The 13,067-nt window shown below is 60.9% G+C and carries 12 protein-coding genes and 2 pseudogenes; 5 read left to right on the plus strand and 9 right to left on the minus strand.

The window, feature by feature from the left end; all coding sequences use genetic code 11:
• Positions 1-116: 116 nt before the first annotated feature.
• Positions 117-1,001 carry an HpcH/HpaI aldolase/citrate lyase family protein gene (locus tag ACNA0J_RS23435; protein ID WP_415821280.1) on the plus strand — a complete coding sequence of 295 codons (885 nt, stop codon included), beginning with the start codon at positions 117-119 and terminating at the stop codon, positions 999-1,001.
• Here the strand turns inward: ACNA0J_RS23435 and ACNA0J_RS23440 are convergent.
• Entirely contained in the window at positions 996-2,072 is a 1,077-nt protein-coding gene (locus ACNA0J_RS23440; RefSeq protein ID WP_415821281.1) for a sensor histidine kinase, read from the minus strand. The two genes, ACNA0J_RS23435 and ACNA0J_RS23440, sit on opposite strands and share 6 nt — an antisense overlap.
• 183 nt (positions 2,073-2,255) lie before the next feature.
• Between ACNA0J_RS23440 and ACNA0J_RS23445 the strand changes: the two genes are divergently transcribed.
• The 4 genes and pseudogenes from ACNA0J_RS23445 to ACNA0J_RS23460 all read left to right on the plus strand — a co-directional run bounded on the left by ACNA0J_RS23445 (position 2,256) and on the right by ACNA0J_RS23460 (position 5,424).
• Positions 2,256-2,948 carry a LytR/AlgR family response regulator transcription factor gene (locus tag ACNA0J_RS23445; RefSeq protein WP_415821282.1) on the plus strand — a complete coding sequence of 231 codons (693 nt, stop codon included), beginning with the start codon at positions 2,256-2,258 and terminating at the stop codon, positions 2,946-2,948.
• 437 nt (positions 2,949-3,385) lie between these two features.
• Positions 3,386-3,707 (plus strand): annotated as a pseudogene (locus ACNA0J_RS23450) (biotin synthase BioB); the annotation flags it as partial.
• A 1-nt stretch (position 3,708) separates the two neighbouring features.
• Positions 3,709-4,381 (plus strand): annotated as a pseudogene (gene bioB / locus ACNA0J_RS23455) (biotin synthase BioB); the annotation flags it as partial.
• 173 nt (positions 4,382-4,554) lie between these two features.
• Entirely contained in the window at positions 4,555-5,424 is an 870-nt protein-coding gene (locus ACNA0J_RS23460; protein WP_415821283.1) for an EamA family transporter, read from the plus strand.
• Positions 5,425-5,465: 41 nt separating this feature from the next.
• Here ACNA0J_RS23460 and ACNA0J_RS23465 read toward each other — a convergent pair whose 3' ends face one another.
• The 8 genes from ACNA0J_RS23465 to ACNA0J_RS23500 form a co-directional block, all read right to left on the minus strand.
• Complete coding sequence (locus tag ACNA0J_RS23465; RefSeq protein WP_094822564.1) at positions 5,466-5,792, minus strand: NIPSNAP family protein; 327 nt, start codon at positions 5,790-5,792, stop codon at positions 5,466-5,468.
• A gap of 28 nt (positions 5,793-5,820) precedes the next feature.
• Entirely contained in the window at positions 5,821-6,210 is a 390-nt protein-coding gene (locus ACNA0J_RS23470) for a cupin domain-containing protein (protein ID WP_415821284.1), read from the minus strand.
• A gap of 164 nt (positions 6,211-6,374) precedes the next feature.
• The gene (locus ACNA0J_RS23475) at positions 6,375-7,592 is read right to left on the minus strand and encodes an ABC transporter substrate-binding protein (protein ID WP_415821285.1); all 1,218 of its coding nucleotides are present in this window, start codon (positions 7,590-7,592) and stop codon (positions 6,375-6,377) included.
• A gap of 47 nt (positions 7,593-7,639) precedes the next feature.
• Complete coding sequence (locus ACNA0J_RS23480) at positions 7,640-8,347, minus strand: ABC transporter ATP-binding protein (RefSeq protein ID WP_460490291.1); 708 nt, start codon at positions 8,345-8,347, stop codon at positions 7,640-7,642.
• Positions 8,340-10,115 carry a branched-chain amino acid ABC transporter ATP-binding protein/permease gene (locus ACNA0J_RS23485; RefSeq protein WP_415821287.1) on the minus strand — a complete coding sequence of 592 codons (1,776 nt, stop codon included), beginning with the start codon at positions 10,113-10,115 and terminating at the stop codon, positions 8,340-8,342. The genes ACNA0J_RS23480 and ACNA0J_RS23485 overlap by 8 nt, the downstream gene beginning before the upstream one ends.
• Complete coding sequence (locus ACNA0J_RS23490) at positions 10,115-11,086, minus strand: branched-chain amino acid ABC transporter permease (RefSeq protein WP_415821288.1); 972 nt, start codon at positions 11,084-11,086, stop codon at positions 10,115-10,117. The genes ACNA0J_RS23485 and ACNA0J_RS23490 overlap by 1 nt, the downstream gene beginning before the upstream one ends.
• Before the next feature lie 123 nt (positions 11,087-11,209).
• Complete coding sequence (locus ACNA0J_RS23495) at positions 11,210-11,953, minus strand: SDR family NAD(P)-dependent oxidoreductase (protein WP_415821289.1); 744 nt, start codon at positions 11,951-11,953, stop codon at positions 11,210-11,212.
• A 189-nt stretch (positions 11,954-12,142) separates the two neighbouring features.
• Entirely contained in the window at positions 12,143-13,042 is a 900-nt protein-coding gene (locus tag ACNA0J_RS23500; protein ID WP_415821291.1) for an NAD(P)-dependent oxidoreductase, read from the minus strand.
• Positions 13,043-13,067 lie beyond the last annotated feature (25 nt).

A 13,067-nucleotide genomic window follows, 5' to 3' on the forward strand; every position in this document is an offset into this window, starting at 1 on the left:
CGGCCAGACCGGACGACAGGGCCGGCGCGGCCTTGATATGACGGCCCCCTGCGACTTAAGAACCCCACCCTCGGAAACAAGAACTCCCCACTCACTCCCCAGAAAAGAGGCCCACTATGAGCAAAGTCTTCACCTGGCGCTCCATGCTTTTCGTCCCCATCATCAACGACCGCTTCATCCAAAGCGCCCTAAAACAACCCACCGACGCCATCCAGCTAGACCTGGAAGACAGCATCGCCCTCGATCAAAAAGAACAAGCCCGCGAACGCGTCACCAGCGTCGCCAAGCTATGCCACGACCAAGGCAAAGACGTCATCGTGCGCGTCAACCGCCCCTGGCGTCAGCTGCTACGCGACATCGAAGCCAGCATAGGCCCGCACGTACAAGCCTTGACCCTGCCCAAAGTCCCCAACCCCGCCTTCGTACAATCCGTCGCAGAAATCATCGACGAATTGGAAATCGAACGCGGCATACCGCTGGGCACCACCCGCCTGATCGTCATGGTCGAAGACGCCGAAGGGCTGCACAACATGCACGACATCGCCGCCGCGCACCCACGCATCTGCGGCCTGATCGTCGGTGCCGAAGACCTCGCCGTCTCCCTGCAAATGGCCGTCACCGCCGACACCCTCTACGTACCCAACGTCATGGCCGTCGCCGCATGCCGGCGCGCAGGCATCGCCCCCATCGGCTTCGTCGGCTCAGTCGCCGACTTCGCCGACCGCGAAGCCTTTCAGAAAACCGTCGAACGCGGCGCAGCGTTGGGATTCGAAGGCGCCTTTTGCATCCATCCCGCCCAAGTCGCCATCGCCAACGCCGCATTCGCCCCCTCGTCCGAGGCCGTCACACGCGCACGCCGCCTCATCGCAGCATTCAAGGAAGAAGAAGCCAAAGGCCGCTCGGCCTGCACCTTCGAAGGCCGCATGGTCGATGCGCCCGTCGTCAAACAGGCCCAACGCATCGTAGAAAAAGGCGAGGCCTTCGGGATCGCCGGCCTATAACAACAACGGCTCGCCCTTCATACGGACCTCAGCCACAATCTTGTCCGCACGTTGTTCCAGAGAAAAACTGTGCCGATCCGGGTAACGCAACGCCAACCGGCGGCACAGATTCCCCAGCCCGCCACCGCTGCGCGCCAAATCATACGGCGCATGCAATTGTCCCGGATTGTCCACCTCGACAATCAACTCATCGCCCTGCACCCGCGTCCTGACATTAATCAAAAAATGATCGTGCTCAGAACGCATGCCATGCTTGATCGCATTTTCCACCAGCCCCTGCATCGTCATGTGCGGCACCAGTAATTCCAGCGACGCAGGATCCACCTGGCAGCGATACTCGAGCCGCTTATCAAAACGCAGCGCTTGAATGCGGATATACGTTTCCGCTGCTTCGATTTCCTCTTCCAGCCGGCACATCCCGCGCCCGCGCCGATCCAGCGAATAACGCAGATAGGCCGCCAACCCGCGCGTCATTTCCTCGGCAATCACCGGGCGATCCGTGATTTCCGCCACAATCGTATTCAACGCATTGAATAGAAAATGCGGTTCGATCTGCAGTTTCAGATATTCCAACTCCAGCCGCAACGCACGAGTCTCGGCCTTCATCTTCGAAATACGCTCAGTGCGTACTGCCAGCTCCGCCGACACGCCAAAGTAAATCAGCGTCCAGATCGACAAGATACCCATGTAGTAGATAAAGCCCAGCCGATACTGATCGACCGGCATCACATACCGGATCTCCGGGCCGAACATCTGATGTATCCCATAAGCGATGCCCGCCAGCACCGCCGACGTCGCCAGGCACAGCAACACCGCACTGGCCAGCACCTGGATCGATGCATTCGGCCTGGGATGGCGGCCATGAAGCACAGCCACGGCGCTCGTGATCGCAAACGCCAGCGGCTCCACCCCCACGGTCAGCCAAAACGCGACCGTCGCATTCGCAAACACCACCAGCCGTATACAAAAGCCGATGATCGCCAGCACGCACCACCCAACCACCTGGGCGCGCCAGAATGCCGCCGACGATTCCCCCAGGCTCAACGCCTGACCGATGGGCACAAAAATCATGAGAACATCTCCCTACACCTTATTGGCCGTACCGACTACGGGCCGCTACGGATTTCCGACAAGCTCAACATGGCCTATATTTAGCCCCTGCTGTGCAGGCGCTGCCCATTTGCGCCCTACCGTCTGGTCGCTCGCTGCCCACGCTCAGCTGGCTCGCCATCATCAGGCTCCCAAGGAGAACCAATGTTACGCGTGCTGATCATCGATGACGAAGCGCCCGCGCGCCGCTATTTGCGTCGATTGCTCGAACAATTCCCCACGGTTCAAATCGAGGGCGAAGCCGCCACCCCGGATCAAGCCCAGGCGATGATCCGCGAATTCCGCCCCGATGTCCTGTTCCTGGATATCGAACTGTCCAGCGGCACCGGATTCGACCTGCTGCCCGGACTGGATCCCTCGCCGGCCGTCGTTTTCGTCACGGCGCACGACGACTACGGTGCGCAGGCCTTCGATATCGCCGCGGTGGACTATCTGCTCAAACCCGTCAGTCCCGAACGCCTGGCCCAGACCCTGACTCGTCTGCAATCGCGCAACAGCAGCAGCGGCAACTACCTGACCACCAAGACCAAAAACGGCACGCGGATCATCAAAATCCAGGACCTGACCATCGCTCAGGCACAGGGAGACTATGTCCTGCTGTGCAGCGCCGCGCATGCCAACGAACTGATGCACATCACGCTCAAGCGCCTGGTGCCGCAATTGCCCACGCCCCCATTCTGCGCGGTCTCCCGGTCGATGATCATCAATCTGGACCATATTGCCCACGTCTCCCAACGGCCCGGCGAACAGGCCGAAATCACCTTCACTCACAGCAGCATTGCCCCCATCATCCTGGGCCGCACCGCGTCCCTGCGCCTGCGCCGCGCAATGGTGTGACATGGAGGCCATCGTCTGCGCGTCCACGTCGTCATGACTCGACATCGCGGCCACCGCCCTCGATCTACATTGCACTGTGATCTGAGACCGCGGCCAGACTGACAGTATGCCCAGCCGCAAAAGCCGGCTACTGTTTTTCGACGAATGCGCATAAACCCTCGACGAATCCATGGCCTGGCCTGCCTGTGCCGTCATGCGGCGCAGAGAAATTTTACAAAAAGACACATAAAACTCAGCAAAATTTATCCCGGAAGATCACGACACGTTAATGACCCTCCTCGCATAACACACAGCCAACCTCCGCCTACTACCACCAACACCCCATCAATTTCAGCCAAAAACCAGCCATTGCCATTCTCGGGTGCCGTTCTTACGATCCGCCGCTATTGCTCAAGCCGCAACCATTGCCGCGGCATCGTTCTCGCTGGAGGATCGCCTTGCAAATCGCCACTGTTCCCGTTTCCGATATCGCCAAACCGCTGCCTGTTCCCACCGGTATAGCCTGGCCCCACCAAGACATCCTGGCGCTGTTCGAATTGCCGTTCATGGACCTGCTGTACCGAGCCCAGCAGATTCATCGCCAACATTTCGATGCCAACGCGATCCAGCTATCCAGCCTGCTCTCGATCAAGACCGGCGGCTGCCCGGAGGACTGCGCCTACTGCCCCCAATCCGCGCACTACGACACCGGCCTCGCCGCCGACAAACTGATCCCCTTGGACGACGTCCTGCAGGCCGCCCGCGCCGCCCAGGCGGGCGNCGCGCAGCGGTTCTGCATGGGTGCCGCCTGGCGCAGCCCCAAGCCCCATCACCTGGACCAAGTCGCCGAAATGATCCGCGCGGTCAAAGCCCTGGGGCTGGAAACCTGCGTCACCCTGGGCATGCTGCGCGAAGGGCAGGCAGAGCAACTCAAAGCCGCCGGACTGGACTACTACAACCACAACCTCGATACCTCGCCGGAGTTCTACGGCCAGATCATCTCGACTCGCACCTACCAGGATCGCCTGGACACACTGGACCGCGTACGCCACGCCGGATTGAACATTTGTTGTGGCGGCATCGTCGGCCTGGGCGAATCGCGCGACGAACGCGCGGGCCTCATTGCCCAACTCGCCAACCTGACGCCCTATCCCGAGTCCGTGCCCATCAACAACCTCGTACAAGTCGAAGGCACCCCACTGGCCGGCATCGACGCCTTGGACCCATTCGAATTCGTACGCACCATCGCCGTCGCCCGCATCACCATGCCGCGCGCACACGTACGCCTGTCCGCCGGCCGCGAAACCATGAGCGACACCTTGCAAGCCCTATGCTTTCTGGCTGGCGCCAACTCGCTTTTCTGCGGCGACATGCTGTTGACCACCAGCAACCCACAGGTACAAGCCGACCAGCGCCTGATGGAACGCCTGGGCCTGCACGCCGAAGCCGCTTGATGGCTTATTCCTCGGGGTCTGCCTCATCCTTGAGTACAAGCCTAGTTCATTCTTGTCGAAGCCCGGTTCCTCGCGGTGGGAGCCTGGCTCGCCCCCTGATCACACATTTGACTCACCCCTGACGAGCCTCGCTCATCCCCCCGGACAACCATCTGACTCTCGAATCGCAGCCCATGCCTCATCTCACATCCGGACTGCTGTACCTGATCGCCAGCGTCGCCTGCAGCGTCAGCGTTGCCGTCCTGCTCAAGCTCGCTCGCCGATACGACATCGACATACGCCAAGCCATCGCCGCCAACTACGCCGTCACGGCCACACTCAGTGCGATCGTGCTGGGCCCCACGGCGGCCCAAGTCGAATCCGCCATCCAGTCCTGGCCCCTGCTGCTGGCCCTGGGCATCATCCTGCCCACAGGCTTCATCGCCATGGCGCAATCCGTGCGTCATGCCGGCATCGTCCGCAGCGACGCCGCACAGCGTTTATCGTTATTCCTGCCTTTGCTGGCGGCCTTCCTGCTATTTGGCGAAAACCTCACCTGGCATAAAGCCGCCGCCATCGCATTGGCCTTTACCGCGCTGTTTTGCGTCCTGCGCCGGCGCGACCATGCAAACGACGCCGCCGCCGGCCCGCACACCTCGATATGGCCCCTGGGCGTCTGGATCACCTACGGTCTCGTAGACATCCTATTCAAACAAGTCGCCAAAACCGGTACCGCCTTTGCCGGCGCACTCCTCATCGCCTTCATTCTGGCCGGCATCGCCATGACCGCCTACCTGCTCATCCGCCGCATCACCTGGCATCCCCGCCACCTGCTTGCCGGCGTCATTCTGGGCCTGCTGAACTTCGGCAACATCGTCACCTACATCCGCGCCCATCAATCCCTGCCCGACAACCCCGCCCTGGTCTTCGCCTCCATGAACATGGGCGTCATCGCAGTAGGCACAGTAGTAGGAGCGCTGGCCTTTCGCGAGCCACTCAGCCGCATCAACATATTGGGCCTATTGATCGCGGCAGCGGCCATTTTCCTGATGATGCCCGCTTGAGCCACGAATCGTCTCTTGCCACCGCGCGCGCCGCCGGTCGATCAACGCATGGGAGAATAATCGGTCGGGACGAGAATATGGTTTTCGACGCGCTCCACGATGGGCTTCTCGGCTTCGCTGGCGGCCCGTTTGGCGATCCACTCGGGATCGGCTTGAAAGGCGTTCCACTTGCGCTCTCGTTCGTCGAGGCTTTCCCATTCCAACAAGTATGTCAGCGCGTGGTTGCTGGGACCGATCAGCGTTGTCCAGAACCCGATGGGCTTGATGCCGTATTTCTTGAAGAAATCCAGCGTCGTCTTGGTAAAGCGCTCGTGCAGCGCCGGCAGGCGACCTGGCAAACAATGGTAAATACGCGTTTCGATAATCATGACGTCTCCTTGCGGTATCAAATGTGGCTCAGCGTTGCGCTTTGGGGTACTCGGACTGGGGCAATTCCTCCTGCCAATCCGCCTTGCCCAGCGAGATGGCCAAGTGTGTCATGAACGTATCGGCGGCCGCACCATGCCAATGACGTTCGTTGGGCCGAATCCAGACCACGTCGCCTTGGCGGATTTCCTGAGGCTCGTCACCATCGGTGCATATCCAGCCGCGGCCGGATGTCACATGCAACACCTGGCCGTCTTCATGGGTATGCCAGAATGTACGCGCGCCCGGCGAAAAAAATACGTGATTGATGCCAACGTTGTCCTCAGGGGGCATGACCGGATCAGCCCACACAACCCCTGTGAACGTCGCACCGCGTTGCTCGGAGGGCTTGCCCTGATCTCTGCCGTGAAATACTTGCATGACGTTTTACTCCTCTGTTGAAGCGCTTTTCGAACGAACACCGCCGACACGTCGCCGATGGCGTCCACCACACGATTGCCGAGCACGGAACCGATCAGATTGCCGCATAACATTACCTCCAACGCCATCGATGCGCCATCATGTGCCGCCATGGCGAGAGCCTGTTATTTGCCGGGCCAAATCGGCTGGGCAACGGCCTGTTCCTGCGGGAATACGGTCACCGGCACACCGTCCTGCCACTGGATCACGGTAAGCGTCGCGCCGATGCGGTGCCCCGCCTCATCAAACTTGATCTCTCCCCCTGGAAAGTACCGGCTGGGACCTTCGTCCAGGGTGTGCATCGCCTGCCCGACCGCCTCGCGATCGGCCTTGCCGGCGCGTTCCAAGGCCGCCTTCATGATCCACATATCACCATAGGTCGAGATGGCGTTCTGCGTCATCCACGGTTCTTTGTATTCGGTCTTCATCCGCTGGATCAGGGCTTCCTGGCCCTTGGCTCCCCAATTGCCCACGGCCGACATAACGCCATTGAGCAACGCCGGACTGACGGTGTTCAGCACTTCGGGCTCGGCGATGGCGATGCCAAAAGAAATCACCGGCACCTTTACATTGGTCTCGTTCATCTTTTCAAGGATGAGCTTGGCATCGGAGATCACGGTGGGCAGGAAAAACAGCAGATCGGGACGCCGCGAACGCACGCGCTGGATCAAGGATGACGCGTCCGCCAGCGGAGGCGTGAAAGTCTCGTCGACAACGAGCTCCAAGCCATTTTTCTTCAAAAGGCCATCTTTCAGGGCCTTGACCGTCGACAGCGAGGCGGCGGTATTGTCGGTCACGATGGCCACCGTCTTGGGTCGCTTGCCCGAGGCCTGCTGCGCCAGGTCCAGGATGCTGGGCAGCGCGATCTCGGCCTGCTTGCCGGCTGGCGCCGAGGTCTGAAACACGTACTTGAATCCGCGCGAAGTGATCAGGTCGGAATACGACAACGTCAGCATCGGCAGCTCGGCACGCTCAGTCACCTCGGTTGCGGCCAAGGTGAATGAGCTCAGGTAGGCGCCCGTCGCTGCGACCAGGCCGGGATAATCGGCCACCATTCGTTCCGCTGCACTTTTGGCCTTTTCGGTGGAGTCGCCGGAATCCACCACGATCAGCTTCAGCTTGGCACCGTCCAGCGCCTTGATTCCACCTTGGTCGTTAATGTCTTTGACACCCATCTCAGCGCCCATACGCATGACTTGGCCATAACGCGCGTAAATACCCGACATGGGCGCGATCAGGCCGACGCTCACGGGGGCCGGTTCGGCCAGGGCGCTGCCGCCCAGCAACAAACTAGCGCCCAAGGCCATACTCACGACACTGGCCACCATGGATTGCTTTTTCATGTTGATCTCCTCGCTTTTCTTCCGCCTTGGTTCGGGCGGCATGTGTGCTACATCCCAAGATAGGCGCGACGCACCCGGTCATCAGCCTGCAGTGTTTGATGCGTACCTTCCAACACCACGCATCCGGTTTCCAGCACATAGCCCCGGTCGGCATATTGCAGCGCTTCCGCTACACGCTGCTCCACTAACAGGAGGGTCAGATTCGCCTCTCGGCGAATGTCGATCAGGCGTTCAAAAATAAAATCGGCGATGGCGGGCGACAGCCCCATTGACGGCTCATCAAGCATCAACAAGCGTGGCGACGATGCCAGCCCGCGGCCAATGGCCACCATTTGCTGCTCGCCTCCCGACAGCGTGCCCGCCAATTGCCGGCTGCGCTGTTTGAGCACGGGAAACCACGCATAGATGCGTTCCAGGTTGCTTTCCCAATCGCGCCGGCCGGCCGCGGTATAAGCGCCCATTTCCAGGTTTTCCAACACACTCATCGAGGCGAACACTTGCCGCCCCTCGGGCACGTGGGCGATGCCCAAGTGAGGCCGCCGATCGCTGGGCACGGTCAACAGGTCCCGCCCATCGAAACGAATGCTCCCCGAACGGGCCGACACGCTGCCGGAAATGGTCTTGAACAAGGTGCTTTTGCCTGCGCCGTTTGGGCCGACAACAGAGATGAACTGCCCCTCGTCAACGACCACCGACACCCCCTTGAGCACCGGCACCGCGGAATAACCGGCCGTCAGTTCATTGATTTCAAGCAGCATGTTGCGCGCTCCACTTCTTGCCCAGATAGGCCTGCACCACTTGCGGATCTTGCGTGATCGACTGTGGGTCGCCACGGGTCAGCACCTGCCCATGATCCAGCACCAGGAACTCATCGACCAGATGCACCATGGTCTGCATGGTGTGCTCGATGATGACAATCGTGACGCCCTCGGCCGAGAGCGCGTGGATCGCATCGACAATGTCATCGACCTCGCCGTGCCCCAGGCCCGCCAGGGTTTCATCCAACAGCAACAACTCGGGTTGCCCGGCCACCGCGCGAGCCAGCTCCATCAGTCGCAATTCACGGGTGGTCAGCAGTGCAGCGATTTTGTCGGCGCAATCGGACAGACCGACCCGCGCGATGGCCTGCGCCGCGAACGCCTCGGCCTGCACCTCATTTTTGGCGCTCACGTAGGCGCCCACCTTGACGTTCTGCGCCACCGTCAGCCGCATGAAAGGCCGCATTATCTGGAAAGTTCGCCCCACCCCCGCCGCGCACAATACGTGCGGTTTGCGGCCCGCCATATCCACACCATTGACGATCACCTTGCCCGTATCCGGCTGCAAAAAACCGTTGAGCAGATTGAACAACGTGGTCTTGCCCGCGCCATTGGGGCCGATAATGCCCAGGATCATGCCTCGTCGCACCGAAAAGCTGACATCCTGCACGGCCTTGAGTCCGCCAAAGCTGCGCGAGACAGACTGTACGTCGAGAATGATGTCGTCGGCCGATATCGCAGGCCGCACCGGCCGCGGCGGCTTGGTGGGCCGTTGTGCAGAAGCAGTCTGTTCTAACGGCGCAGCTGGCGTTGGCGCGCGATGGCGCCGTTGCAACATGTCGCGCAGTTTCCAGAACACGCCTTCCGGCGCCACCAGAATCACGGCGATGATAGCAACGCCCAGGATCACACCCTGAATACCCGGATAGGTCGAGCCCAGCTCGGCATGCAGGATCTCGCCCAAGGGTACCAGAATGGCCGCGCCGATGATTGGTCCCCACACCGTCCCCACGCCACCGAACATCGATACCGTGAGCGCCTGCGCCGACACCAGCATGCCAAACACCGACACCGGCGTGACCACCAGCAGCACCACGGCGTAAAACGCCCCCGTGACGCCAGCAATGGCTCCGCTCAACGTGATGGCGCGCAATTTCCAGCGCAGCGTGTCGATACCGGCGGCTTCAGCCGCGGCTTCGTTTTGCTTGATGGCGATGAGCGCCATACCAAATCTCGTTCGCTCCACATACAGGGTGATCTGCACAAACACCAGCAGCATGATCAGGCCAACCACCGTGTAGTAACGCCGGTCGGCAAACTGCATATACAGCGCCGGATGCTCGCGCTGCATCGGAAAGGTCACTTCCTGCAGCCCCAGCCACTCGAACACATATAACAATGCCAGTGGATACGCCAACATCGCCAGCGCGAAATAATGCCCGCGCAACCGGAACGTCGGCAGCCCCACCAGGATTCCGGCCACCGCGCCGATCACACCGGCCAGCGGCAACATCACCCAGGGCGACAGGCCCAGATAGACTTGTCCCAATACCGCCGCGTAGGCTCCCAGGCCAAAAAATGCGGCATGGCCAAACGAGACCAGGCCCGTATAGCCGCTCAGCATGTTCCACGACAGGCCAAAGCACGCCCACACCAGCACCAGCGTAAAGATCAGTTGATGGTACGCATTGCTCGCCAGCAACGCGGCGGCCAAGTAGATTGCGGCGACCAGCAGCAACGTCAAAGAAGTCGGCAATCGTTTCATCAGGTTCGCTCCGACACGCGGCCGAATAGTCCTTGCGGCCGCAACATCACGATCAACAGAAAGAACACGAAAATCGCCGCGTTCTGCAATTGCGTGGGCAGCACCAGCGACGACAACTGCTGCACCAGTCCAATCACCATGCCTCCCCAGAACGCGCCAAAGATGCTGCCTATGCCACCCAGCACCACGCCGGCGTACATGATGATCACGTACTCCAGGCCGACAAAAGGATGAAACGGAAAGTTGGTCGCCAAGAGGCCGCCGGCCAGCGCAGTCACGCAGGTGCCCAACGCAAAGGCGATGCGGTACGAACGGTTGACGTCGATGCCCATGTAGGAGGCGGCGACCGGATTGTCGGCCGAGGCGCGCAAGGCCTTGCCAAGCCGACTGCGCGTAATCAATGCGCCGAGCACCACAATGGCGGCCACAGAGATCAACGCCGCCACTGCCCGGCCCTTGTTGGCGAACACGCTGACGTAGTCTCCCCATAGCGGTCCGATTTCCCAGGCACTGCTCGACAACGGCGTGCGCAACGACACCAGTTGCGGACCGAACACCATCATGCCGCCGTTTTGCAGAATCAGGGCAATGCCCAGCGTCAGCACCAGTTGAGCGTAATGACCATCGCCATCGAGCGCCGCACCGCGCCGGCCCGTGACGCGCGAAATCAAGAGCCGGTGCGCCAGATAGCCCACCCCGAACATCACAGGCACCGCCAGCAACACCGAGACATAGGGCCCCAGCACAGAGCCCGCCAGCCAGTGCGCACCCAACAGGATGAAAAAGTAGTACGTCACATACATCCCGAGCATCATGAAATCGCCCTGGGCGAAATTGATGACGCGCATGATGCCGAAGATCATTGCCAATCCGACGCACATCAATCCATATAGCCCACCCACCAGCACACCAGCGGTGAGTGCCTGCAAGAATGCTTCGAGATGAATTTGCAGTTCTGTCATGTCCATCATGTCAGGCCTCGTCCCAGGTCGGTGTCGTATCCGGCCGCAAGGCGCAGAATTGCCCGCGCTGCGCCCGCGCCTTGTCTGTCAGGAAGCGTCATCCTGCTCCCCTCGGGAACGTGCGAATCCGCGTTAGTAGCCGAGGACAGTCATGGCGCCGTCCACTTTGAGCGTGACCCCCGCCACCGTCGCGCTGGCGGACGAAGCCAGAAACACAGCGACTTCGCCAATATCCTCGCTGGTCGACAACCGATTCAGCGGCGTGCGGCGTCGACGCGTGGCCCAGCCTTCCTCGGAAATCACCGAACTCGCCCCCGGCGTGATCACGGGCCCGGGCGCCAGCGCATTGACGCGGATACCGTGCCCGCCCAATTCGACGGCCTGTTGCCGGGTCAGGGTGTCCAGAGCGCCCTTGATAGCGCTATAGACCGCCGCGTTCTTGATCGATACCGACACGGCCACCGACGAGAGATTGATGACAGAACCTCCGCCCCGTGAGATCAGGTGCGGCGTGGCAGCCTGCAACGACCACAGCGCGCCCTTCAGCCCGACGTCGATCATTTTGCAGACCTGCTCCTCGGACATTTCCACCAGCGGCGCGTAGTGGAAATAGGCCGCGTTGTTCACCAAAATGTCCAACCCGCCCGATTGATCCGCATAGGCATCGATCACGCGCTGCACTTGTGCGCGATCAGATACATCGCAAGGCAGCGCCTGGACGTCCTCAAGCTCCTGCTCGGCCTCGGCCAACAAGTCCGCGTTGATATCCAGTAATCCCACTTTGGCACCCTCGCGGGCATAGGCTCGCGCGATAGCTCGGCCGATGCCGCCCGCGCCACCGGTGATGATCGCGACTTTTCCTTCCAGCACTCCCATACCACCGTCTCCTTTTCCCGCGCGCCGGTCAGGATGTTGCCGACGTATCGAGGGCTTCATATATTTTGTATTCTTGTAATATAGACTGATTGTATGATTGAATGGTGAATAAATTGGGATTTTGCCTACGGATTTACCCTGATCCGACTACTTCGTATGGGTCGTGCGGCTGGACGTCGCGCCTGCCTCCTAGGATTTCGCACGCACTTTCACGCCGGCCCAATCCTCCACCACGCGGGCCACATCGGTATAGTCCGCGTCCTGGCCGCAGATAGCGGTGGTCATCACCAGCATCTCGCGCACAGATGATCCCACCACCATCGGCACGCCGTGGCGCTCGGCCTCTTCCAGGCACAGGCGCACATCCTTGTGTGCCAGGCGGACCGCAAAGCCCACATTGAACGTGCCAGTCAGCACCGCCTTGGGGAATTTTTCCATGGTGGCGGAGTTACGGCCGGAGCCCGCATTGATTACGTCGATCATGACGCTCGGGTCCAAGCCCGCCTTGACTCCCAGCGCCATGGCCTCTGACGTAATGGCAACAGCGGTCGCCGACAGCAGATTGTTCGCCAACTTCATCACCTGAGCCTGGCCTGCCTCGGAGCCGAGATAAAACGGCTTGCCGAAATGGCCTAACACCTGTCTCAACGCCTCGTAGCGCGCCGGCGCGCAAGCGACCATGACCGCCAGCGTGCCGCGTTCGGCCCCGGTCGGACCACCGCTGATGGGCGCATCGACGTACTCGATACCCTGCTCAGCCAGAATGTCGAACGCGCGCTGCGCCGCGGCGGGACCGATGGTCGACAAATCCACCACGCACTTGGCGCGATTCGCCCACGCCAGGCCCTGCTCGCCACTCAGCACACGCTCGACCACCTTGCCATCGGGCAGGCTCAGGAATACCACATCGGCCGCGTTGCCCACACCCTGAGCGCTGTCGTGAGCCACGGCGCCGTGCTCCACCAAGCGGCGCATCACCGCTGGATCGCTATCGGTCACGTGAAGCACGTTGCCCGCATCGAGTAAACGCTTCGCCATGGGGCCGCCCATATTTCCCAATCCAATGAATCCGTAAATCGTCTCACTCATATCTGTCCTCCAATTGTGTTGATCC

The organism is Bordetella tumbae, assembly GCF_965139195.1.
GTDB classification, from domain to species: domain Bacteria; phylum Pseudomonadota; class Gammaproteobacteria; order Burkholderiales; family Burkholderiaceae_B; genus Bordetella_A; species Bordetella_A tumbae.